At 66.5% G+C, this 22,829-nt stretch carries 19 protein-coding genes; 10 read left to right on the top strand and 9 right to left on the bottom strand.

Annotation, left to right across the window (positions count from 1 at the left end; all coding sequences use genetic code 11):
* Window positions 1-26: 26 nt before the first annotated feature.
* A complete protein-coding gene (gene serA, locus EGY25_RS16960) occupies window positions 27-1,919 on the bottom strand; it encodes a phosphoglycerate dehydrogenase (RefSeq protein ID WP_135195156.1) in 1,893 nt (630 codons plus the stop codon).
* A 121-nt stretch (window positions 1,920-2,040) separates the two neighbouring features.
* Window positions 2,041-2,580: a hypothetical protein gene (locus EGY25_RS11850; RefSeq protein ID WP_135195155.1), complete on the bottom strand. Its 540-nt coding sequence runs from the start codon at window positions 2,578-2,580 to the stop codon at window positions 2,041-2,043.
* 236 nt (window positions 2,581-2,816) lie between these two features.
* Here EGY25_RS11850 and EGY25_RS11845 point away from each other — a divergent pair, with 236 nt between their 5' ends.
* Entirely contained in the window at window positions 2,817-3,740 is a 924-nt protein-coding gene (locus EGY25_RS11845; RefSeq protein ID WP_245159450.1) for an Hsp33 family molecular chaperone, read from the top strand.
* 35 nt (window positions 3,741-3,775) lie between these two features.
* On the opposite strand, the gene phoB is transcribed toward EGY25_RS11845, so the two are convergent.
* The 6 genes from phoB to EGY25_RS11815 form a co-directional block, all read right to left on the bottom strand.
* A complete protein-coding gene (gene phoB / locus EGY25_RS11840; RefSeq protein WP_135195153.1) occupies window positions 3,776-4,468 on the bottom strand; it encodes a phosphate regulon transcriptional regulator PhoB in 693 nt (230 codons plus the stop codon).
* A gap of 20 nt (window positions 4,469-4,488) precedes the next feature.
* On the bottom strand, window positions 4,489-5,229 hold the full coding sequence (gene phoU, locus EGY25_RS11835) for a phosphate signaling complex protein PhoU (protein ID WP_135195152.1): 741 nt from the start codon (window positions 5,227-5,229) through the stop codon (window positions 4,489-4,491).
* A 4-nt stretch (window positions 5,230-5,233) separates the two neighbouring features.
* Window positions 5,234-6,184, bottom strand: a complete 951-nt coding sequence (gene pstB, locus EGY25_RS11830; protein WP_135195151.1) for a phosphate ABC transporter ATP-binding protein PstB — start codon at window positions 6,182-6,184, stop codon at window positions 5,234-5,236.
* 4 nt (window positions 6,185-6,188) lie between these two features.
* Window positions 6,189-7,493, bottom strand: coding sequence for a phosphate ABC transporter permease PstA (gene pstA, locus EGY25_RS11825; RefSeq protein WP_135195150.1), 1,305 nt, complete (start codon window positions 7,491-7,493; stop codon window positions 6,189-6,191).
* Window positions 7,486-8,916: a phosphate ABC transporter permease subunit PstC gene (pstC, locus tag EGY25_RS11820; RefSeq protein ID WP_135195149.1), complete on the bottom strand. Its 1,431-nt coding sequence runs from the start codon at window positions 8,914-8,916 to the stop codon at window positions 7,486-7,488. Before pstC ends, pstA begins: the two co-directional genes overlap by 8 nt.
* A gap of 139 nt (window positions 8,917-9,055) precedes the next feature.
* The gene (locus tag EGY25_RS11815) at window positions 9,056-10,453 is read right to left on the bottom strand and encodes an ATP-binding protein (RefSeq protein ID WP_135195148.1); all 1,398 of its coding nucleotides are present in this window, start codon (window positions 10,451-10,453) and stop codon (window positions 9,056-9,058) included.
* Window positions 10,454-10,599: 146 nt separating this feature from the next.
* Here EGY25_RS11815 and EGY25_RS11810 point away from each other — a divergent pair, with 146 nt between their 5' ends.
* The 8 genes from EGY25_RS11810 to ychF all read left to right on the top strand — a co-directional run bounded on the left by EGY25_RS11810 (window position 10,600) and on the right by ychF (window position 19,952).
* Window positions 10,600-12,888 (top strand): ATP-binding protein, encoded by a 2,289-nt coding sequence (locus EGY25_RS11810; protein ID WP_135195147.1) that lies wholly within the window; start codon window positions 10,600-10,602, stop codon window positions 12,886-12,888.
* A 132-nt stretch (window positions 12,889-13,020) separates the two neighbouring features.
* The gene (locus EGY25_RS11805) at window positions 13,021-13,662 is read left to right on the top strand and encodes a 50S ribosomal protein L25/general stress protein Ctc (RefSeq protein ID WP_135195146.1); all 642 of its coding nucleotides are present in this window, start codon (window positions 13,021-13,023) and stop codon (window positions 13,660-13,662) included.
* A gap of 87 nt (window positions 13,663-13,749) precedes the next feature.
* Window positions 13,750-14,370: an aminoacyl-tRNA hydrolase gene (gene pth / locus EGY25_RS11800; protein WP_135195145.1), complete on the top strand. Its 621-nt coding sequence runs from the start codon at window positions 13,750-13,752 to the stop codon at window positions 14,368-14,370.
* Window positions 14,371-14,419: 49 nt separating this feature from the next.
* Window positions 14,420-14,806: a hypothetical protein gene (locus tag EGY25_RS11795; protein WP_135195144.1), complete on the top strand. Its 387-nt coding sequence runs from the start codon at window positions 14,420-14,422 to the stop codon at window positions 14,804-14,806.
* A 67-nt stretch (window positions 14,807-14,873) separates the two neighbouring features.
* A complete protein-coding gene (locus tag EGY25_RS11790) occupies window positions 14,874-16,943 on the top strand; it encodes a TonB-dependent receptor family protein (RefSeq protein WP_135195143.1) in 2,070 nt (689 codons plus the stop codon).
* Window positions 16,933-18,276, top strand: coding sequence for a PepSY-associated TM helix domain-containing protein (locus EGY25_RS11785; RefSeq protein ID WP_135195142.1), 1,344 nt, complete (start codon window positions 16,933-16,935; stop codon window positions 18,274-18,276). Before EGY25_RS11790 ends, EGY25_RS11785 begins: the two co-directional genes overlap by 11 nt.
* Window positions 18,277-18,289: 13 nt before the next feature.
* Window positions 18,290-18,787 (top strand): copper chaperone PCu(A)C, encoded by a 498-nt coding sequence (locus EGY25_RS11780; protein ID WP_135195141.1) that lies wholly within the window; start codon window positions 18,290-18,292, stop codon window positions 18,785-18,787.
* A gap of 70 nt (window positions 18,788-18,857) precedes the next feature.
* On the top strand, window positions 18,858-19,952 hold the full coding sequence (gene ychF, locus EGY25_RS11775; protein WP_135195140.1) for a redox-regulated ATPase YchF: 1,095 nt from the start codon (window positions 18,858-18,860) through the stop codon (window positions 19,950-19,952).
* Here the strand turns inward: ychF and EGY25_RS11770 are convergent.
* Window positions 19,945-20,493 carry a hypothetical protein gene (locus EGY25_RS11770; RefSeq protein WP_135195139.1) on the bottom strand — a complete coding sequence of 183 codons (549 nt, stop codon included), beginning with the start codon at window positions 20,491-20,493 and terminating at the stop codon, window positions 19,945-19,947. The two genes, ychF and EGY25_RS11770, sit on opposite strands and share 8 nt — an antisense overlap.
* 111 nt (window positions 20,494-20,604) lie before the next feature.
* Between EGY25_RS11770 and EGY25_RS11765 the strand changes: the two genes are divergently transcribed.
* Window positions 20,605-22,815, top strand: a complete 2,211-nt coding sequence (locus EGY25_RS11765) for a TonB-dependent hemoglobin/transferrin/lactoferrin family receptor (protein ID WP_135195138.1) — start codon at window positions 20,605-20,607, stop codon at window positions 22,813-22,815.
* The last annotated feature ends 14 nt before the right edge of the window (window positions 22,816-22,829 follow it).

The raw sequence follows: 22,829 nt of genomic DNA, 5'->3' as shown, positions 1-22,829 counted from the left end.
TCAGCCTTCGGAGGAAAATCGAAGGCCTACTGCAAAGTGCGGAACTTCAACGTGCCCGGCAGCGTCTTGAGTTCGCGCAAGGCTTCGGGATCGTAGTCGCGATCCACGTCGGTGATGACATAGCCGGTGCGCTCGTCCGTCTTCAGGTGTTGGCCCAGGATATTCAGACCCGCCGACGCCAGCGCCCGGTTCAGCTCGGCCAGAACGCCCGGCTGATTCCGGTGAATGTGCAGGATGCGGTGCGTGCCGGACACCTCGGCCAACTGCACGTTCGGCAGGTTCACGCTGAAGGTGGTGTCGCCGCGATTCAGATAGCCCAGCAGCCGCTCGGCCGCGAACTCGGCGATGGCTTCCTGCGCCTCCTCGGTCGAGCCGCCGATGTGGGGGGTCAGGATCATGTTGGGCAGGCCCTGAAGGGGGCTTTCGAACGGATCGGCGTTGGTGCGGGGTTCTTCCGGGAAGACGTCCACGGCGGCCCCGGCGACGCGGCCCGACCCCATGGCCTGGGACAGGGCGCCGACATCGACCACATGGCCGCGCGACAGGTTCAGGAAAAGCGCGCCCTCCTTCATCCTGGCGAACTGGGCCGCGCCGAAGATGTTGGCGTTATCCTTGCGACCATCGACATGCAGGGTGACCACGTCGCTTTCGCCCAGCAGGGCATCCAGCGAACGCATCCGCCGGGCATTGCCCAGGGCCAGCCGTTCCGACAGGTCGTAGAACAGCACCCGCATGCCCAGGTTCTCGGCCAGCACAGACAACTGGCTGCCGATCGCGCCATAGCCGACGATGCCCAGGGTCTTGCCGCGCAGCTCCTTGGAGCCCGTCGCGGACTTGTTCCACTTGCCGACATGCATGGCCGCCGACTTGTCCGCCACGTCGCGCATCAGGACGATCATCAGGCCGATGGCCAGTTCGACCACGGAGCGGGTGTTCGAATAGGGGGCATTGAACACCGCCACGCCGTGATCCGACGCCGCGTCCAGATCGATCTGGTTGGTACCGATGCAGAAGGCGGCGACGGCCATCAGCCGGTCGGCCTCTTCCAGCACGCGACGACTGACCGTGGTCTTGGAGCGGATGCCCAGCACATGGACGCCCTTGATGGCGGCGATCAGGTCGTCCTCGTCCAGGGCGCCCTTTTGCGTCTCGACCGAATAGCCCGCCTCCTCCAGCCGCTCGACGGCGGCGGGGTGGATGTTTTCCAGCAGCAGCATCTTCATGCGGCTGCGCGGGAAGGACCAGCGACCGACCAGACCCTCGGCGTGCAGCACCTCGTCCAGTGACGCGGCCTCGGCGTCGGCGACCTGAACCACCGGCGCGCGGCGCACCACCTCGGTGAAGGCGTAGAAGGCGTCGGCGGCGCCGGCGATCTTGACCTCGGCGTCGTTCCAGCCGTCGCCGATCATGACCACCCGGCCCGACAGGTTCAGCGCGTGAATGGCGGCCGGCTTGCCGTTGGCGTGCGACAGCGGATTGGCGTCGTCCACGCCGATCACGTGGTCGTCCGCGTCATAGACCACGTCGTTGCACAGGATGCGGTCGGGCGAGACGCCCAACTCTTCAGCGACCGGCGCGATCACCTCGCGGAAGCCGCCGGAGAGGATGACGACCTTGCCCTTGTTCTGCTGGAAGAAGTTCAGGTTGCGGCGGACGGACGCCGTCAGATGATCCGATGCCGTATGCGCCAGAGCCGCGACATGGGCGCGCGTCAGGGGCAGCAAAGCCAGGCGGCGGCGCAAAGCCTCGCCGAACTCCAGCTCTCCGGCCATGGCCTGATCGGTCAGGGCCGCGATCTGCGCCCGTGTCTCGGCCGCGCCCGGCGCATCGGCCAAGGCGATGTCGGCCAGGGCCTCAAGGGTCTCGAAATCGACCAGGGTCGAATCGAAGTCGAAGATCAGGGTGGGGCGCGCGCTCATGGGCGGCGTCTTAGCGGCCTTCGCGCCTGCGGCAAAGCCAAGCCGTGCTGATGATTGGGCTCAGTTGCGCTTAAACCTTGCCGCCCGTCGCGATTTTCACACGGCGGGCGGCAAGAAAATGTCAGAAGCGGACGATCCGGCGCACGCGGCTGTCGGGACGGCGGCTTTCCAGCACGGCCGCGCCGATGGCGGCGGCGATGGTGGCGACGGCCAGAATCGCCCCGCCTTCGCGCGCATGATCGCGAGCATAGGCGCCGGCGTCATCGGCGTAACGGCGGGCGGTCTTGCCGTGCTTCTTCAACGCCTTCTTGGAGCCCTTGCGGGCCGAACGGAACCAGTCGTCGGCCCGATCACGCGCATCGTAGGCGGCGTCGGCGGCGCGATGGCGTGCGTCGCGCGACAGTTCGCCGGCACGCTCGCCCGCATCTTCGGCCCGGTGGCGGAAGGCGTCGACGGCGTCATGGAAGCGATCACGCAGTTCCGACGTATCCACCCATCCGCGCGGGTCGATGCGGGTCTTGATGCGTTGATAGCGGGTCGGCCCGCTGCGTTGCGTCAGATAGACGACCGCGACCGCGCCCAGGACGACGGCGGCAAGGCTGCCGGCCGTGATGCCGGGATGTTTGCGAATCTCTTCGATCGGATCGATATCGCGGATCATCGGCGGAACCTCTTCAGTGATTGGCGTGGTGATGGGCAGAGCGACGGCTCCGCTTGAGCCAAAAGAGCGAACCGCGCTGGAAACGGTTCCGTCGTGTTGACGAGGCAGAAGAAATCATCGCGCAGAACGCCTTCCCGCGCCGGAACAGACAACCCTTATCATCGGGCCCTTATCATCGGGCCTTCGGGCGCCTAAATAGCCGCGATCCCGAAATGACGTCGCCAAAGGACCTCGCCGTGACCGATCACGCGCCTCACACCCCCATTTCCGACGATCTGGCCGCCGCCTTTCAGATTGAGGGCTGGCCCGTGCGCGGACGACTGGTCCGCCTGGGCGCGACCATCGACAAGATCCTGGCCGCCCACGCCTATCCCGAGCCGGTCGCCGCCCTGCTGGGCGAGGCCTGCGCCCTGGCGGCCCTCATCGGCTCCAGCCTGAAATTCGAAGGCCGCCTGCTGGTTCAGGCCCAGGGCGATGGGCCGGTGCGCTATGTGGTCGCCGACTATGGCACCGACGGGTCCTTGCGCGGCTATTGCCGCTACGACGAGGCCGAGGTCGCCGAGGCATCCAGCGGGTTCGCGCGTCCCGGCGCCCGATCGCTGCTGGGCCAGGGCGTCTTCATCATGACGCTGGACCGCGGCCCCGACTTCGAACGCACCCAGGGGATCACGCCGATCGAGGGTGAGAGCTTGTCGCTGGCGGCCGAGCATTACTTCCAGCAGTCCGAGCAGGTGCCGACCAAGGTGCGGCTGGCCGTCGGTCAGGTGCAGACCGAGACCGGCTCGCAATGGCGGGCCGGCGGGGCGATGATCCAGATCATCGCCGGCGATGACGCGCGCGGCTCCACGGAAGAAGTCTGGGATCGGACTCGCGCCCTGTTCGGCACCCTGGGCGACGACGAACTGGTCGACCCGACGATTTCGCCCGAGACCCTGCTGTTCCGACTGTTCCACGAGGACGGCGTGCGGCTGGAGGGCGCACGAGAACTGACCGCCGTCTGCCGCTGCTCCAGAGGCCGGATCGCCTCGGTCCTGGCGTCTTTCGACCCGGCCGAGCGCGTCGAGATGCTGGAAGACGACGGCAAGATCCGCGTCACCTGCGAATACTGCGCCACGGTCTATGCGCTGGACCCCGATGAGGTCGTCGCAGAGCAGATCTGAACGGAAAAGGGCGGCTCCGAGAGCCGCCCTTTTCTTTAGCCTTCCAGATCCAGCGAATAACCCGCTGACCGCACGGTGCGGATCGGATTGGCGCTTTCGTCGGCGATGGCCAGGGCCTTGCGCAGGCGGCCGACGTGGACATCGACGGTGCGGGCCTCGACATAGACGTCCGAGCCCCAGACGGCGTCCAGCAGCTGTTCGCGACTGAACACCCGGCCGGGGTGTTGCATGAAGTGGTCCAGCAGGCGGAACTCGGTCGGGCCGAGGTGCACTTCCTGGCCCGAACGCTTCACCCGGTGCGAGACGCGGTCGATGATGATGTCGCCGTGGTTCAGACGGTCGTCGGCCAGGCCCGGACGGATGCGGCGCAGAACGGCGCGGATGCGCGCGATCAACTCGACCATCGAGAAGGGCTTGGTCAGATAGTCGTCGGCGCCGGTGTCCAGACCCCGAACCCGGTCGCTCTCCTCGCCACGCGCCGTCAGCATGATGATCGGCAGGTTGCGGGTCTCGGCCTTGCCGCGGATGCGGCGGCAGACCTCGATGCCCGACAGTTTGGGCAGCATCCAGTCCAGCAGGACCAGGTCAGGCAGGCGCTCGTCGATCTGGAGCATGCCTTCCTCGCCGTCGGCGGCGACAGCGACGTCGTAGCCTTCCTTTTCGAGGTTGTACTGAAGAAGGGTCGCCAGCGCGTCCTCGTCTTCCATCACAAGGATATAAGGCTGCACGTCGTGTCTCCGGTCTCGGCTCAGTGCGTCGGAAGGTGGGGCGTCGAAAGGTTCGGCGTCGGATCGGAATCCTCGGCCGTGGGCTGGGCGCGCGGGCGTTCGCCCACGATGTCATCGCCCGTGATCTCGTAGTGGACGGTCTCGGCGATATTGGTCGCGTGGTCGCCGATCCGTTCCAGGTTCTTGGCCATGAACAGCAGGTGGGTGCAGGCGCCGATCGTGCGCGGATCACCCATCATGTAGGTCAGCAGTTCGCGGAACAGGGCGTTGTAATGCTCGTCCACCTCGTCGTCGGTCTGCCAGACGGCGACAGCGCGATCCAGTTCCGACGCGGTATAGGCGTCCAGCACGTCGCGCAGGCGGGTGGAGACCAACCGGCCCATCCGCTCGATCGAACGGGTCAGAGGCTGCATCGGTTCGCCCTCGGCCAGGATCAGCGCGCGCTTGGCGATGTTCTTGGCCAGGTCGCCGGTGCGCTCCAGATCGGTGGCGATCTTCATGGCGCCCAGAGTGCGGCGCAGGTCGCTGGCGACCGGCTGGCGCAGGGCGATCAGGCGAATGGCCTTCTTCTCGATGTCGCGATGCAGGGCGTCGAGCTTCAGGTCGCGTTCCACGACAGCGCGCGCCAGGGCGATGTCGCGCCGGGCGACGGAATCGATGGCGTCAGCCACTTGGGCCTCGGCGAGCCCGCCCATGCGGGCGACCTCCGCCGTGATCTGGTTCAGCTCGTCGCCGTAGGCTTTGACCGTGTGCTGGTTCATCGGATTAGCCGAAGCGTCCCGTGATGTAGTCGAGCGTGCGCCGTTCGCGCGGATTCTGGAAGATGTCTTCCGTATCCCCGGTCTCGACCAGACGGCCCATGTGGAAGAAGGCGGTGCGTTGCGACACCCGTGCGGCCTGGGCCATCGAGTGGGTGACGATGACGATGCAGAACCGCTCGCGCAGTTCGTCGATCAATTCCTCGATCCGCGCCGTAGCGATGGGGTCCAGGGCCGAGCATGGCTCGTCCATCAGGATGACTTCAGGGTTCACGGCGATGGCGCGGGCGATGACCAGACGCTGCTGCTGACCGCCCGACAGGCCCATGGCCGACGACTGCAGGCGGTCGGCGACCTCTTCCCACAGACCGGCGCGCTTCAGGGCTTTTTCGACCACGTCGTCCATCTCCGCCTTGGACGAGACCAGGCCGTGGATCTTGGGTCCGTAGGCGACGTTTTCGTAGATCGACTTGGGGAAGGGGTTCGGGCGCTGGAACACCATGCCGACACGGGCGCGCAGCAGCACCGGGTCGATGGAACGGTCGTTGATGTCCTCGTCGTCCATCGCGATCCGGCCGGTGACCTTGGCTCCGGCGATGGTGTCGTTCATGCGGTTCATCGTCCGCAGGAAGGTCGACTTGCCGCAACCCGACGGCCCGATCAGGGCCGTGACGGTCTTGTCCGGGATGTCCAGCGAGACGTCGTAGAGCGCCTGCTTGCCTTCATAGAAGACAGACACGTCACGTGCGGCGATCTTGATCGGGCCGACCGGCGGGCTGTCCACGACGGTGGCGTTCGACACGGGCGTTGCGTCTTCGAGACGCGGCTCGGCACCGGCGCGGGCTTTGGACGGCGTGACTTCGGGCAGGACCTGGCCGCCCATGCGCGGGGTCTCGGTCGGATCGACCGGACCGGCGCCGGTCTGGTCTTCGGCGGAGCGGAAAATACGGAATTTCATTCTCTTACCACCGGCGCTCGAAGCGCCGCCTCAGGATGATGGCCGCCGCGTTCATGATGATCATGAAGACCAGCAGGACGATGATCGCCGCGGCGGTGCGTTCGTGGAACGCCCGCTCCGAGGCGTTCTCCCAGATGTAGATCAGCGAAGGCAGCGCCCCGACCGGCTGGTCGATGGCCGCCGGCACGCCCGGTACGAAGCTGACCATGCCGATCAGCAGCAGCGGCGCGGTCTCGCCCAGGGCGTGGGCCATGGAGATGATGGCGCCAGTCATGACGCCGGGCATCGCCAGCGGAAGGACATGGCTGAACACTGTCTGCGTCTTCGACGCGCCCATGGCCAGGGCCGCCTCGCGGATGGACGGGGGCACGGCCTTGAGGGCCGAACGGGTGGCGATGACCAGGGTCGGCAAGGCCATAAGCGCCAGCACCAAGCCGCCGACGATCGGGCTGGCGCGCGGCAGATGCATCCAGTTGATGAACAGGGCCAAGCCCAGCAGGCCGTAGACGATCGACGGCACGGCCGCGAGGTTGTTGATGTTGACCTCGATGATGTCGGTCAGCTTGTTCTTGGGCGCGAACTCTTCCAGCCAGATTGCGGCGCCGACGCCAAGCGGAATGGCGATCAGGGCCGTGACCATCAGCATCAGGGCCGAGCCGACCACGGCGCCCAGCACGCCTGCCAGTTCCGGCTGGGTGGAGTCGCCGTTTGTGAACAGGGCGGTGTTGAAGTGCGAGCCGATGACGCCCTCGGTCTGCATCCGGTCCAGCCAGGCGATCTGCTGGTCGGTCAGGCGGCGTTGGTCCTCCGGCGTATCCTTGGAGATTTCGCCCTTCAGATACAGGTCGGCGTCGTCGGACAGGGGCACGGCCAGGGGCACGGTCTCGCCGATGACCTCGCTGCGCTTGGAGACTAGGTCGGCGGCGACGAATTTCAGCTCCGACGAGAACAGCCGCTTCATCTGTGCAGCCCTGGTCCCAGCCGCGTCGTCCTGGATGCCCATGCGGGCCAGTTGCTGCTCGGCGGCCAACTGCTCGAAGTTGGAGCCCTGGGGATAGGCGCGGTCGATGCGGGCCGGGTCCATATAGACCGGCACGGTCACCGTGTGGGTGTAGAAGGCGGTGTGGCCCTGTTCGACGATGCGGACCAGGAGGACCGCAAGGAACAGCATGGCGGCGGCGATGGCCAGACGGCCATACCATTTGAAGCGGGTTTCCTTGGCGTGCCGACGCTTCAGGCCCGCGCGCAGACGATCAAGCCGCCCCTTGGCGGCCACGCCGTCGATCCGATCGGGGGTCGCGTCAGTCATATTGTTCCCGATAGGTCTGGACGATCCGGTGGGCGATGATGTTCAGCACCAGGGTCACCAGGAACAGGGTCAGGCCCAGGCCGAAGGCCGACAGGGTCTTGGCGCTGTTGAACTCCTGGTCGCCGGTCAGCAGGGTCACGATCTGCACGGTGACGGTCGTCACGGTGTCGAGAGGATTGAAGGTCAGGTTGGCGGCCAGGCCTGCGGCCATGGTCACGATCATGGTCTCGCCGATGGCCCGCGACACGGCCAGCAACAGGGCGCCGGCGATGCCCGGCAGGGCGGCGGGCAGCAGAACGCGCTTCACCGTCTCGGACTTGGTGGCGCCCATGGCGAACGAGCCGTCGCGCAGAGACTGAGGCACGGCGTTCAGGATGTCGTCGGACAAGGACGACACGAAGGGGATCAGCATAATGCCCATCACGGCGCCGGCCGTCAGGGCCATCTGATTCTGAACCAGCGCCAGATACTGGCCCAGTCCGTCCAGCGGTCCGCCGATCAGGAACAGGCCGATCTCGTTGAAGAAGACCCGCAGCAGCGGCCCCACGGTCAGGGCGGCGAAGAAGCCGTAGACGACGGTCGGCACGCCGGCGAGAATCTCCAGCAGCGGCTTGATCACCGCGCGCGTCGTGCGGCCGGCGTACTCCGACAGATAGATGGCGGAAAACAGGCCGATGGGCGCGGCCACGCACATGGCGATCACCATGATCAGCAAAGTGCCGGCGAACAGGGGCACGGCCCCGAAGGCGCCCGACGACCCGACCTGATCGGCGCGGATGGCGATCTGGGGGCTCCACTGGGTGCCGAACAGGAAGTCGAGGATCGGCACCTTCTGGAAGAAGCGGAAGCTGTCGAAAGCCAGGGAGGCGATGATGCCAAGCGTCGTCAGGACGGCGATGGCCGAGCAGACGAAGAGGGCGCCGTAGATCCAGCCCTCGACCCGGTTGCGGGCGCGGGTCTGGGGCTTGATCTGGGTCAGGGCGAACAAGCCGCCCAGAATGGCGGCCAGGATGGCGGCGATCCCGCCGCCCCAGGACAGGGTGCGCTCGATGCGAACCATGCGGCGCGCCTCGACCGGCAGATGTTCGGCCAGCGGGCGCTCCCAGATCTGCAGGGCAGGCTCACCGCGACCGACGCGGTGGGCGTCGGCGAAGAAGGCGTCGCGGCGGAAGTGTTCCAGAGCGGCGACGGCGTCAGGCGTGCCGACGGCGGTCAACTGGCGCTGAAGCGGCGCAGAGAAGACCGAGGCCAGGATCAGAACCAGCAAAGCGGGCGCCGCGACCCAGATCAGGGCGTAGGCGCCGTGCTGGCCGGGCCGGGAATGGGGTTTGGCGCCGATCGCGCGACGACGCGCCAGCTCACGACCGCCGAGGAAGGCGGCCGCGCTCAGCGCGATGAGGATCAGCAGATAAATCCAGATCATTCAGAAGTCCGAAGCGCCGTGCGCGAATCGGCGAGGATCCTGAACATCGGGACCAACGCGGCGCGAGTACTGCCTGCGAATGTTCAGCGGATTACGACGGGTCGATGACAGTTGGGTGACAGCGACGGTCCCTGCGGCTCTAGCGCCGCTCGACGGGCTGGGGGAACCAGGCGGTGAAGGCCGCGCCCATGCCGGGCGCGCTTTCGACGACCAGGCCTCCCTGGTGCCGATTGATGATGTGCTTGACGATGGCGAGCCCCAGGCCGGTCCCCTGCCGCTCGCCGCTCTTCTGGCCTTCCACTCGATAGAAGCGCTCGGTCAATCGTGGCAGGTGTTCGCGCGCCATGCCCGGTCCATGATCCCTCACCGTCACGGCGGCATAGGAAATGCCGGATGCACGGTCCGGCGTAACCAGCGGCAGCCGGGTCGCGCCGGGCATGCGCGACGCCCAGGCCTCGTCGAACGACAGGTCCGAACGGACCGAAATCTCGACTGTCCCGCTCCGTGACGAATATTTGACGGCGTTGTCGAGCAGGTTCTGCACGACCTGCAATATCTCGTCGCGATCCCCGCTGATCGACGCCCTCGCCTCCCCCTGATCCAGGGCGATGACGATCTCTTTTTCGCGCGTCAGCACGCTGATGGCGTCCACCACGTCGGAGGCGGCGCGGTCCAGATCGACGCGGCCCGAGGGCGGAATATGCTCGTTCAGTTCGATGCGGCTGAGCGACAGCAGGTCCGCCACCAGACGACCCATTCGGTCCGCCTGGGCCGACATGATGTCGAGGAACCGGTCGCGCGCAGCGACGTCGTCGCGGGCATGGCCTTTCAGCGTCTCGATGAAGCCGCTGAGAGAGGCCAGCGGCGTGCGCAGCTCATGGCTGGCGTTGGCCAGGAAATCGACGCGCATCATCTCGGTACGCCGGGCGTCGGTCTCGTCGCGCAGGATCAACAGGGCCAGTTCCGCCCCCGGCGCCCTGCCCCCCTCGACGGACAAAGGCCGCGTCCAGGCGCGCCAGCGCCGATCTCTCTGACCGCCCGTGGCATAGTCCGTGGTGCGCGCCGTGCCGCCGAACAGGGCCTCGTCGACCGCCTCCAGCACGCCGGGCTCGCGAATGACCTGAACCAGCAGCGCGCCCTGACGCTGGATGCGCAGCAGGTCGCGCGCCGCACTATTGGCCATGACGATGCGCCGGCCGGCGATGTCGTCCGGCTCGCCTCCGCTGACGACCAGCACCGGATCGTCCAACGCCTCGAACACCCGGTCCAGCAGGTCGCCCGTCACCACATCCGTGGAAGACTCCGCCGCCGCGCCGTCGTTTGCGGTCGGAGCCGTCGCCGCCGTTTCCGACATATTCAGAAGCCAGGCCGAAGCCGCCACGACCACGGCCCCGCCGACCAGCCAGTTCGCCAGTTCGGGATGCAGGATCGCCAGGATCAGCAGGGTCACGATGGCGATGCCGATGCTGGCGCCCACCGTCCATAAGCGCGAGGTGGAGACCGGCGCGACGGGCGATGGCGAGACTTCGTAAGGCATGGAGGGAGAGCGACCTCGTTCTGGAACGCGTTTTGCGATCCTTGCACGGATTCTGTGACGGCGTGCCGACAGCCTGCTGATTGAGTAAGCTTCGCCGCACGGTTTATTTAGGATTTTCTGCGACCGTGTCTCCAAGGGGAGGCCTCGTGGACCGCATCATCTTTTGCATCACGCGCGATCACGACTGGCGGATCACTGTGTTTGCGGCTCTGATCTGCCTGATCGGCCTAGGCGTTTCGACCCGCTTCATGCAGCGGATGAGCGTGCGCGATCCTCTTCGACGCCGACGTGCGGTCTTCATGGCGACGCTGATCGGCGCCCTGTCGATCTGGGCCACCCATTTCGTGGCCATGCAGGGGTTCGTCGCCGGCGTGCCGGTGCGCTACGACCTGTTTCTGACACTGGCGTCGCTGGGCGTCGCCCTCGCCATGATCGGCCTGACGATAGGCTCCACGATGATGGGCAAGGGGCGGATTTGGCGCGTTCTGGCCGCCGTGATCGCCGTCGCGGGCGTCGGCGCCATGCATTATCTCGGCATGGCCGCCATAAAGGGCCCGGCGCATATCAGCTGGGATCCCGGCATGGTGGCGGCCTCCATCCTTGTAGCGACGGCCATCGGGTGCACGACCGCCTTCTTCTACCGTCGCGGCGGGGCCATACGGTTGCTGGTCACCGCCACCGGCCTGTCGATGACCGTGATCGTCCTTCATTTCGTCGGCATGGCGGCGATCAGCATCACGCCCGACCCCACGGTCATGATGGATCAGGGCATATCGTCCGAGGCCATGCGCGTGCTGCTGGGCGCCATCCTGCTGCTGATCTGCGGCGTCGCCGGCGCCCTTGGCGTCATGGCCTATATGTCGCGCGCGACCGCGCTGCGCCGCATCCGCGAGGCGGTGGACGCCATGCCCGACGGGTTGGGCTTCTATGATTCGAAGGACCGGCTGGTCCTGTGGAATGCTCGCTATGCCGAGGTGAACCCCGAGCTTGAACCCCATCTGGTCGTCGGCCTGACCTTCCGCGAGGCCTTGCGGATCGGCATCGACGAAGGCCGCTACGCCGAGGCGATGGGGCGCGAAGAGGAATGGCTGAACGAGCGTATGGAGGCCCGGCGTCACCTGTCGTCCAACGGTGAGCAGCAGATCGCCGGCGGTCGCTGGCTGCGCATCCAGGACCGGCGCACCTCGGAAGGCGGCACGGTCACAGTCTGCAACGACATCACCGACCTGAAGCGAGACGCCCAGGCCTTGGCCGAGGCCCGCGACGCCGCAGAGGCCGCCAACGTCGCCAAGAGCCAGTTCCTGGCCAATATGAGCCACGAAATTCGTACGCCTCTGAATGGCGTGATCGGTCTGTCGCAGGCCCTATCCAAGACCGAACTGACACCGGACCAGCGCGAGATGCTGGATCTGATGCAGTCCTCGGGAAAGACGCTGCAGACCCTGCTCAGCGACATCCTGGATCTGGCCCGCGTCGAATCGGGCAAGCTGGAGCTGACCGAGGACGCCTTCGAACTGGCGACCGTCGTGCGCGAGGCGGCTCAGCTCTATGCCGAGAACGCGCGTGAGAAGCACCTGGACTTCCACGTCGACGTCGATCTGGAGGACGATGTGTGGGTGCTGGGCGACGCGGTGCGTCTGAAACAGGTGCTGACCAATCTGATTTCCAATGCGGTGAAGTTCACCAGCCAAGGCTTCGTCGGGCTGATCGTCCAGCGTGGCGTGGATCAGGACAGGCGCCCGGTGCTGCGGTTCACCGTCGAGGACAGCGGCATCGGTTTCGACGCCGCGACGCGCAGCCGGTTGTTCAGCCGATTCGAACAGGCCGACGGCGGCATCACGCGCAAGTTCGGCGGCTCCGGCCTGGGTCTGTCCATCTGCCGTCAGCTGGCGGAAATGATGGGCGGCGACCTGGGATGCGAAAGCGAGCCGGGTGGCGGCGCCGCCTTCATCCTGACCTTGCCGTTGAGGCAATGCGAAGCTCCCAAGAGCCGGGAGCCTCTGGCCGGAGAGACTTATGCTGACCAGGATCAGCGCGTCGTGCGGGTGTTGGTGGCGGACGACCATCCGACCAATCGCCGCGTCATCGAACTGATTCTCGCCCAGACCTCCGCCCAGATCGTGATCGCCGAGAACGGCGTCCAGGCGCTGGAGGCCTTCCGGGGCGACACGTTCGACCTGATTCTGATGGACATGCAGATGCCGGTCATGGACGGGCTGACCGCGACGCAGGAGATTCGCCTGCACGAGGCCGCGATGGGGATGAAACGCACGCCGATCGTCATGTTGACCGCCAACGCCATGCCCGAACACGTGGCGGCCGGGCGCGCGGCCGGAGCCGACCACCACCTGGCCAAACCGTTCAACGCCGCCGAACTGCTGGGCATCGTCGCGGCGCCCGCTTCGCTGCTGAAGGACCGGGCGCAGGCAGCTTAAGCGGACCTTTGACGGTTGCGCCCTGGGCGTGATGCGTGTAATAGCCCGCGCTCTTGAATTCGAGGGTTCATCACCCCCGCCGCGAGAGCCCAGGGTTGGCGCGGCGTTTCCGTTGTTGTTGAGGCGAGCCACATGGCCGAGATCATTCTGAACGTGGACGTCCGCGATGGCGTCGGCACCGGCGGCGCTCGCGCCGCGCGTCGCGCCGGTTTCGTGCCGGGCGTCCTGTACGGCGGCGAACAAGCCCCCGTCGCCATTTCGGTGAACGAGAAGGACTTCCGCAAGTCCCTCTACACCGGCAAGCTGCTGGGCCACCTGGTGACCCTGAAGTACGGCGACGAGACCCAGCCGGTCATCGCCAAGGACGTGCAGTTCGACCCCGTGTCGGACCGTCCCCTGCACTTCGACCTGATGCGCGTCGATGCGAAGGCCCCGGTCAAGATCGAAGTGGCGGTCCACTTCGCGAACGCCGACGAGGCTCCGTTCTCGCGTCAGGGCGGTTCGTTGGAAGTCGTGCGTCACGCCGTCGAGATCCTGGTCCGCGCCGATCAGATCCCGGAAGAACTGGTTGTCGACCTGGCCAAGGCCGAGATCGGCGACACCATCCGCATGTCGGACATCAAGCTGCCCAAGGGCGCGGAAGCCACCATCACTGACCGCGACTTCGTGATCGCCACGATCAAGATCTCGTCCGCCGCGCTTTCCGAAGCCGCTGACGAAGCCGCCGACGCAGCCGTTGCCGAAACCGCTCCGGTCGAGAAGACCGAAGACTGATCCTTCGGCTCTTCGAGAAGATTGCGCCCCGCCCGGTTCGCCGCGGCGGGGCTTTTCTTTGCCCGACGCACACGGCATGAGGACGCCATGATCATCATCGCTGGGCTCGGCAATCCGGGCGCCAAATACGAGAAGAACCGCCACAACATCGGCTTCATGGCCGCCGACGAGATCGCCCGCCGATGGCGGTTCGGTCCCGAGCGGGCCAAGTTCCAGTCGATCGTCAGCGAGGGCCAGGTCGAGACGGCCGACGGGCCGGTCAAGGTCCTGCTGATGAAGCCTCAGACCTATATGAACGAGAGCGGTCGTGCTGTCGGCGAGGCGGCGCGCTTCTACAAGATCAAGCCCAGTGAGATCATTGTCTTCCACGACGAGATCGACCTGGCCCCCGGCCGGTTCCGTATGAAGACCGGCGGCGGTGCGGCCGGCCAGAACGGCGTCCGTTCGCTGATCAGCCACCTGGGCGCCGACTTCCGCCGAGCGCGCATGGGCATCGGCCATCCCGGCGAGAAGGAATTGGTCATGCCCCACGTCCTGGGCGACTTCCACAAGGCCGAACAGCCTTGGCTGGACGCGATGCTCCGGGCCTGCACCGACGCCCTGCCCTTCGCCGTCGCCGGAGATGACGAACGCTATCAGGGCGAGGTCATGCGCCTGGCCCCCGCGCCCAAGTTCAGCCCGCGTCAGGCGGCGCGCGGCGAGCTTTAGGACAAACCGCCGCCTATCCCGGCGTCACGAAACGCCGTAGAGGCGAGGCGTGATCCGTTCCCAGGCCGATAATTGGTCGACCTCGAAATCGCTCGCCTTCCTGGCGGCGGTCTTCGCGCTCGTGCTTGGAAGTCTGCTGCCCTTCGCGGCCCTGGCGGCGGTTCAACCGGGCCAGCCCCTGATCATCTGTTCGGCTGAAGGGCCGCAGACGATCCAGTCCGGCGGGATGGACGGCCCGGTCAACAAGCACGTCGGGGCCAAGTGCGCGGCCTGCGTCATGCCCCTGGCCGCCGCCCTGCCCTGTCCGCCCGCGCCGCAACCGGCCCCGGTCGTTCGTATAGCCGAACGCGTCGTCTACGTCGTCGCCAGCATCAGCCCGCCGCCCCCAGCGCGTGCCCCGCCTCGCCCGCCCTCCACCGCCCCACCCAAAGCCTGAACCAGACCTCAAGCCCGCGCCGGCCTTCACGCCCGCGCGTCTTTCTTGTTCTGATTTCAGGATCATCATGTCTTTCAAGACCACCGCAGCGCCCAGCGCGCTGTTGCTCGCCGCCCTGACGAGCGCTGGATGGGCCAGTCCTGCCTTCGCCCAGCAAACCCCTGAGCCCGCCGTGCTCGACAGCGTCATCGTCACCGGCCGTCGCAACGCCGAAGACCCCGCCGTCGTCGTGGACGCCCGCGCCCTGCTGTCGCGCACCCCTGGCGCCGTGGCCGTCGTGGCGTCGGAAACCTATCAAGACCGCTATGCGCTCAGCTTCGCCGACACGCTGCGCGGCGTGCCCGGCGTCTTCGCTCAGCGCCGCTGGGGCGAGGAAGTGCGGCTTTCGATCCGTGGTTCCGGCATCGGCAACGGCGCCCATCTGCGCGGCGTCCTACTGGCTCAGGACGGCGTGCCCTTCAACGCGCCCGACGGGTTCGGCGAGTTTCAGGAGATCGATCCCCTGATTGCGCGCCATATCGATGTGTACAAGGGCGGGAACGCCCTTCGTTTTGGCGGCGCAGCCTTGGGCGGCGCGATCAACGTGGTGACCCCCACCGGTCGGACAGCCGCCAGTCACAACCTGATCCGTATCGAAGGCGGATCGTTCGACACACAACGCGGCCACGTCGCAATCGCCCGCGATCTGGGGGAGTGGGACGTCTACGCCGCCGCCACGGTCGCTCGTTCAGATGGCTTCCGGGACAATCAAAGCTCGGACTCCAAACGCCTGACCCTGAACCTTGGTCGTACGTTCGGCACGGACCGCGAGCTGCGCCTGATCGTGCAGGGCAATGATCTGGACCAGTCGGTGTCATCCGCCGTGACGCGGCAACAGGCCCTGACCAACCCCCGAGACGTGCCCGCCAACAATAGCACACTGGCCTTTGCCAGAGACGTGAAGTCCCTGCGCACCACCGTTTTGGGCCGCTGGAGGATCGACGACAGTCTGATGTTGGAGGGCGCGGCCTATGTCGTGGACAAGGATCTGTATCACCCGATCTCCATCGTCATTGACCAGAACAGCCTGCAATGGGGCGGCTATGGCCGCGTGGACTGGACCGGACAGGTGATGGGGCTGCGCGCCGACGCCTATGCCGGCGTCAGCTATCGCGGCGGCACGACCGACGCCTTCACCTTCGTGGCGGCGGGCGGCGCACGACCCGGCGCCAGGATCGGCGATTCGGTTCAAGACGCCGTCGGCCTGGATGTCTTCGCGGAGGGCCGCCTGTTCGTGACCGACCGGCTGGCCCTGGTCGCGGGCGGCAGCTATGGCCGTGCAGAGCGGGATTTCACCAACAATCTGGCCCCGAGCAACAATGCGGACGTGACCTTCGACTGGTTCTCCCCGCGCATCGGTCTGCTTTGGGAAGACGAGACGGGCACGCAGGTCTATGCCAACCTGACGCGTTCGGTGGAGGCGCCCGGCTATAACGCGCTGGTTCAAGGCGCGATACCGCGCTTCGTCGATGTCGATATTCAGGATGCCTGGACCGTTGAAATCGGCGCCCGAGGACGTCGCGGTCCCTTCACCTTCGATCTGTCGGCCTATCGCGCCGAGATCACCGGTGAACTGTTGAACTTCATCGTCACCCCGGACATTCCCGCCTCCACATTCAATGCGGGCGACACGGTTCACCAGGGAATCGAAACCGGATTGGACTGGCGGATCATGGCCGCCCCCCACGGCCGGTTGACGCTGCGCCAGACCTACGCCTGGTCTGATTTCGTCTTTGACGGAGATCCGGTCTATGGCGACAATCGCCTGCCGGTCGTGCCGGAACATCTGTACCGGGCCGAACTGAAATACGCCCATCCTGCCGGATGGTTCGTCGCGCCCAGCCTGGAGTGGTCGCCGTCGGATGTCCTGGTGGACTATGCCAACACCCAGACGGCCCCGGACTACGCCATCTTGTCGTTGAATGCGGGCTGGGGGTTCGACAATGGCGTGTCCCTGTTCCTAGATGCGCGAAACCTGACTGGCGAAAACTACATCTCCTCCGTCAACGCCGTGACGGATGCGCGGGTCGCCCCGACGGCTGTGTTCGTGCCCGGCGAGGGACGCTCGGCCTATGTGGGAGTTCGCTATGCGTTCTGAGCCAACGGCCGACCTGTCCGGTCCCTACCGCGCCGTGTGGCGGTGGCATTTCTATGCGGGCGTGTTCGTCATGCCGGTGCTGATGCTGCTGGCGCTGACCGGCGGCCTCTATCTGTTCAAGGACGAGATCGACGGGTTTCTGTATCGCGACATGATCCGTGTGCCGGCGACCCAATCTCAGGTCGCACCCGAAACCTGGCTGGCGAATGCGTCCACAGCCGCCGGGGGTGGACGGGTCGCCAATCTGGTCCTGCCCGCCGACGCCGATCAGGCCGTCAGGCTTCGCGTGGATCGACCGGACGGGGTGCAGAAGACCGTCTTCGTCGATCCACACACCGGTCGCGCCAGCGGCGTCATTCCGGCGGGCGGGTTCATGGAACTGGTCAAGAAGACCCATAGCCTGACGCTGTTGGGTCGGCCGTTCAACATTCTGGTCGAGATCGTCGCCGGCTGGACCATCATCCTGTTCGCCACGGGTCTTTATCTGTGGTGGCCGCGCGGGCGAGCTGTCGCGACCTTCACGCCCAAGATGACCGACACCGGGCGTCGGCCGTTCTGGCGCGATCTGCATGCGCTGACCGGATTCTATGTCGGGGGTGTCGTTCTGTTCCTGGCGGTCACGGGCATGCCCTGGTCGGCGGTCTGGGGCGACCGGGCCATGGGCCTGATCAAGGAGACGGGGTTGGGGCGACCGCCCGCGCCCGTCGCCGGCGCCTGGCAACGCGCCCAGCACCATGACGCACCGGTCGGCGCCGGCTGGACCATGGAGGGCATGGTGATGACGCACGACCACGCCGGCCACGGCGGTCTGGCGCAGGTGCTGCACGTCGCGGATCAGGCCGGCCTGGCGCGCCCCTATGCCGTCAGCATCCCTGCGGCTGAGGGCACGGCCTATACGGTCACGACCCAGGCCACGCGCGTTCAGGACAGCCGCTCGCTCTATATCGACGGCGCGTCAGGGCGCGTGTTGGGCGACATCGGCTACGATCAGTTCGGCGCGGGCGCGAAAGCCATCGAACTGGGCATCTACACCCACCAGGGCACGCAGTTCGGGCAGGCCAACCGCATCGTCATGCTGCTGGGCTGTATCGGCGTGTGGGTACTGGCGATCAGCGGCCTGGTCATGTGGTGGAAGCGCCGTCCTCCGAACCTGTCGCGTCGCCGCCTGGGTGCGCCGCCAGCCCCGCCAGGACCGCGCGTCCGCGCCGCTGTCCTGGGCATCGTCCTTCCCCTCGCCATCCTCTATCCTCTGACGGGACTGAGCCTGGTCGCGGCCGTGTTGCTCGATCGAGCCGTACGCCCGATGATCCGGCGCCGTTCCGCCGCCTCGTGAAAGACCCGACGTCATGAAAATCAAACTCGCTCTTGCCGCCGCCGCCCTCTCTCTGGCGGCCTGCAATCCATCCGAACCGGCCAAGGCCCCGGCAGCCGAGACATCCGGCCCGACGACGGCCGCCGCCGTGACCGCAACCGACGCCTGGTGCCGCCCCTCTCCGAACGGGGCCAAGGCCGGGGGCTGCTATGTCACCCTGACCGCAGCGACCGACGATCGGCTGACCGGCGGATCCACCCCTCGCGCCGGATCGCTTCAGGTGCATGAGATGAAGACCGAGAACGGCATGATGAAGATGGCCGAACTGACGGCGGGTCTGCCTTTGCCGGCCGGTCAGGCCGTAGCCTTGGCGCCCGGCGGAAACCACCTGATGCTGATCGAATTGACCGCCCCGCTGATCGCAGGCGAAACCGTGCCTCTGACCTTCCAGTTCGCCTCGGCGCCGGCGATCACGGTGCAGGCGCAAGTGCGTCAGCCGGCCATGGCGGGCATGGATCACGGCGCACATTGACCCCAGTTGAAGCGCGAGCCTGACAAACTGGTTCGAACCGGGTAAAGGCTCGCGCCTCACGAGGAATACCATGGCCCTTAAAGTCGCGATCGTCGGCCTGCCCAACGTCGGCAAGTCCACCCTGTTCAACGCCCTGACCAAGACGGCGGCGGCCCAGGCGGCCAACTACCCGTTCTGCACCATCGAGCCGAACACCGGCGACGTGGCGGTGCCGGAGCCGCGTCTGGAAGCCCTGGCCGAGATCGCCGGGTCCAAAGAGATCATCCCTTCGCGCATCACTTTCGTGGACATCGCCGGCCTGGTGCGCGGTGCGTCCAAGGGCGAGGGCCTGGGCAACCAGTTCCTGGCCAATATCCGCGACTGCGACGCCGTGGCCTTCGTGGCCCGTTGCTTCGTCGATGACGACATCACCCATGTCGAGGACCGCATCGATCCGATCGCCGATCTGGAGATCATCGAGACCGAACTGATGCTGGCCGACATGGAAAGCCTGGAGCGCCGTCGGCCCCAGCTCGAAAAACGCGCCAAGGGCGGCGACAAGGAATCCGGCCTGACGCTGAAACTGGTCGATCTGGCCCTGGCCCAGCTGAACGCCGGCAAGCCCGCCCGCACCGCCGAAGTGTCCAAAGAGGACGCCAAGGCCTGGCACATGCTGCAACTGCTGACCGCCCTGCCCGCCCTCTATGTCTCCAACGTCGAGGAAGGTTCGGCCGACAAGGGCAACGACCTGTCCGACAAGGTCGCCGCGCGCGCCGCCCAAGACAACGCCAACTCTGTCGTCATCTCGGCCCAGATCGAATCCGAGATCGCCGTGCTGGACGACGAGGAGCAGAAGGAGTTCCTGGAAACCCTGGGCCTCGAAGAACCCGGCCTGAACCGCCTGATCCGCGAGGCCTACAAGCTGCTGGGTCTGCAGACCTATTTCACGGTCGGCCCGAAGGAAGCCCGCGCCTGGACCATCCCCGTCGGCGCCACCGGCCCGCAGGCGGCCGGCGTGATCCACACCGACTTCGAGAAGGGCTTCATCCGCGCAGAAACCATCGCCTATGACGACTTTGTCGCCCTGCGCGGCGAAGCCAAGGCGCGCGAGGCCGGCAAGCTGCGCGCCGAAGGCAAGACCTATGTCGTCAAGGACGGCGACGTGATGAACTTCCTGTTCAACTAGGCGGCGCGACGGGCGGGGTCTCGGCCCCGTCCGGCTTCATCATCTTTTCCAGCGGATTGGCGGGGTCGGGCGCACGCGGCGAGCCGGGGCAGCGCGCCAGCTTCACCGTGGTCATGTCCCGGTCGATGTAGGTCAGGTTCATCACATCGCCGGTCGTGCTCATATGCACCCGCTCGGTCTTGGTCTGGCCCTGGGTCGCGCACCGCAAGGCCGCGACATAGCCTGAGCCCGTCTCGTCGATGCTGGCGATGTCGCAGTTGTGCCCATAGGCGTCGAACCGCAGCGGCGTCAGGGTGATCGGGCTGCGCTCGCCCTGAGGCCGGGCGCACCATTGCGGATTGGCCGCCCACACCCCCACGAAACTGCGCGGACCGCGCGCCGCCAGAGAGGACGGCCCCTTCGCCTCCACCTGCTGCATGGCCTCAGGCGTTCTCAGCGGCGCGGCCGGCTCGTTGGGCGGATTGACCTGATGATCGCCGCAGGCGGCCAGGGCGGCGATGGCGGCGATGGCGGCCGCCATCGGGAACAGGGCTGTTTTCATCACGCCACAACGTCACGGCCAAGGTTCGGGTTCAAAACCGCACAGTCATTGCGGTTGATTCTGATAATCGTTCGCACTAATACGCCTGCCTGTCATTAAGCGGGGCCATTCATGCGTAACCTTCTTCTTCTCACCACCGCCGCAGCGGCCGTCGGATCGGCCCTGATCGTCCAGCCCGCGCACGCCGAAATGCCCGCAGCGGCGCCGGCGGCCGAAGTCGATCCCGTCGTGGTCATCGGCACCCGCTCGCAGCGTCTGGCCTCCAATACGCCGGCGACGGTCAGCGTCATCGACGCCGCCCAGATCGAGACGATGCTGGCGACCGACATAAAGAACCTGATCCGGTTCGAGCCGGGCGTCAGCGTTCCAACCTCCCCTGCCCGGTTCAGCCTGGCCCTGTCCGGGGCAGGCCGCGACGCCAACTCCGGCTTCACCATTCGCGGCATGGGCGGCGATCGGGTGTTGATCATCAACGACGGCGTGCGCCTGCCCGCCGGCTTCTCCTTCGGCGCCCAAGCGGTGGGTCGGGGCGGCTACAACGACCTGGATCTGGTCAAGTCGGTCGAGATCCTGCGCGGCCCGGCCTCTGCCCTGTATGGCTCGGACGGCGTCGCCGGCGCCGTGGCCTTCACGACCAAGGATCCGTCCGACTTCCTGATCGGCGACCAGACCTTCGGCGCACGCGGGCGCGTGGCCTACAACTCCGCAGACGAAGGCTGGACCGAGGGCGTGGCCTTCGCCGGTCGGTCGGGATCGCTGTCGGGCCTGTTGGCCTATACGCGCCGCGATGCGCAAGAGACCGAGAACAAGGGCTCGGTCGGCGGCGTCGGCGCCACCCGTACGGAACCGAACCCCCAAGACTTCAGCTCCAACGCCATACTGGGCAAGCTGGTGTGGGAGGTGAACCCGAACCACACCCTGCGCCTGACCTATGACCATCTGGATTCGGAGATGGACGGCGATGCGTTGAGCAGCCGCTCGGCGACCGTTCTGGCCGTCACCGCCCACGACGAAACCCAGCGTGACCGCGTCAGCGCGGACTGGCGCTTCCAGGACTTCGCCGGCCTCAGCGACGGCTCGGTGTCGTTGTATTGGCAGGACGCCACCACGCGTCAGTACACGTTCGAGGATCGCATCCCGGCGGTCGACCGCGTCCGCGACACCACCTTCGACAACACCGTCTATGGCTTCGCCGCCCAGGGCGCCCGCGTTTTTGGCGAGGGCAGCTCCATTCAGCACCGCGTCACCGTCGGCGGCGACTGGTCGATGACCACGCAGGAAGGCATCCGCGACGGCGTGACCCCGCCGGTAGGCGAGACCTTCCCCATCCGCGCCTTCCCCAAGACCGAGTTCCAGCTGGCCGGCCTGTTCGTGCAGGACGAGATCGAACTGCTGGACGGCGCGCTCAGCATCATCCCGGCCGTGCGCTATGACTGGTATGATCTGTCGCCCAAGGTCGACGCCCAGTTCCCGGCGGCGGCTTCGGGTCAGAGCGACGATCACATCTCGCCAAAACTGGGCGTGGTCTATTGGACCGGCGCTCATCTGGGCGTCTTCGCCAACTACAGCCTGGGCTTCCGCGCGCCGTCGCCGATGCAGGTGAACAACTTCTTCGAGAACCCCGTCTTCGGCTATCGCTCGATCCCGAACCCGAACCTGTCGCCAGAGACCAGCGAGAGCTTCGAGGCCGGTTTCCGTCTGCGCGACATCGATGTGGCGGGCGGCAAGATGCGGCTGAACACCACCGCCTTCGCCACCCACTATGACGACTTCATCGACCAGGTGGTGGTCAGCGGCACGGGCGTCCCCGGCGTCGATCCGCTGGTCTATCAGTACGTCAACCTGACCGAGGTGGACATCAGGGGACTGGAAGCGCGCGCCGACGTCTCTTGGGACAACGGCTTCAGCCTGATCGGCTCGGCCGCCTATGCCGAGGGCGAACAGACGACCGACGGGCGTCGCACCGAGCTGGGCAGCATCGATCCGGTCAAGGTGGTCGCCGGCCTGAACTATGCCGATCAGTCGGGCGTCTGGGGCGGTTCGGCGACAGTGACGTGGTCGGGCAAGAAGGATGCGGCGACCTATGGCGGCTTGTCGTGCGGATCGGCCTGCTATCTGGGCGACAGCTTCACCCTGCTGGACCTGACGGCCTATTGGAACGTGACGGAGCGGGCGACGCTGCGGGCCGGCGCCTTCAACGTCCTGGACGAGACCTACGGCTGGTGGAGCGACGTGCGCGGCCTGTCCTCCGCCTCGACCGTCAAGGACGCCTACACCCAGCCGGGCCGCAACTTCGGTGTCTCCCTGACCCTGCGTCTGTAAGCGACCATGCAATC

Source organism: Brevundimonas intermedia (assembly GCF_004614235.1).
Taxonomy (GTDB): domain Bacteria; phylum Pseudomonadota; class Alphaproteobacteria; order Caulobacterales; family Caulobacteraceae; genus Brevundimonas; species Brevundimonas intermedia_A.
This window is presented reverse-complemented; position numbering and strand designations above follow the sequence as displayed.

Excerpts from the sequence above, each read along its gene's own strand:
- pstA (WP_135195150.1), bottom strand. The coding sequence starts at position 7,493 with ATGACTGACGCGACCCCCGATCGGATCGACGGCGTGGCCGCCAAGGGG.
- phoU (WP_135195152.1), bottom strand. The coding sequence starts at position 5,229 with ATGAACCAGCACACGGTCAAAGCCTACGGCGACGAGCTGAACCAGATC.
- ychF (WP_135195140.1), top strand. The coding sequence starts at position 18,858 with ATGGCCCTTAAAGTCGCGATCGTCGGCCTGCCCAACGTCGGCAAGTCC.
- pth (WP_135195145.1), top strand. The coding sequence starts at position 13,750 with ATGATCATCATCGCTGGGCTCGGCAATCCGGGCGCCAAATACGAGAAG.
- EGY25_RS11805 (WP_135195146.1), top strand. The coding sequence starts at position 13,021 with ATGGCCGAGATCATTCTGAACGTGGACGTCCGCGATGGCGTCGGCACC.
- EGY25_RS11785 (WP_135195142.1), top strand. The coding sequence starts at position 16,933 with ATGCGTTCTGAGCCAACGGCCGACCTGTCCGGTCCCTACCGCGCCGTG.
- pstC (WP_135195149.1), bottom strand. The coding sequence starts at position 8,916 with ATGATCTGGATTTATCTGCTGATCCTCATCGCGCTGAGCGCGGCCGCC.
- EGY25_RS11765 (WP_135195138.1), top strand. The coding sequence starts at position 20,605 with ATGCGTAACCTTCTTCTTCTCACCACCGCCGCAGCGGCCGTCGGATCG.
- EGY25_RS11850 (WP_135195155.1), bottom strand. The coding sequence starts at position 2,580 with ATGATCCGCGATATCGATCCGATCGAAGAGATTCGCAAACATCCCGGC.
- EGY25_RS11790 (WP_135195143.1), top strand. The coding sequence starts at position 14,874 with ATGTCTTTCAAGACCACCGCAGCGCCCAGCGCGCTGTTGCTCGCCGCC.
- pstB (WP_135195151.1), bottom strand. The coding sequence starts at position 6,184 with ATGAAATTCCGTATTTTCCGCTCCGCCGAAGACCAGACCGGCGCCGGT.
- serA (WP_135195156.1), bottom strand. The coding sequence starts at position 1,919 with ATGAGCGCGCGCCCCACCCTGATCTTCGACTTCGATTCGACCCTGGTC.
- EGY25_RS11780 (WP_135195141.1), top strand. The coding sequence starts at position 18,290 with ATGAAAATCAAACTCGCTCTTGCCGCCGCCGCCCTCTCTCTGGCGGCC.
- EGY25_RS11770 (WP_135195139.1), bottom strand. The coding sequence starts at position 20,493 with ATGAAAACAGCCCTGTTCCCGATGGCGGCCGCCATCGCCGCCATCGCC.
- EGY25_RS11815 (WP_135195148.1), bottom strand. The coding sequence starts at position 10,453 with ATGCCTTACGAAGTCTCGCCATCGCCCGTCGCGCCGGTCTCCACCTCG.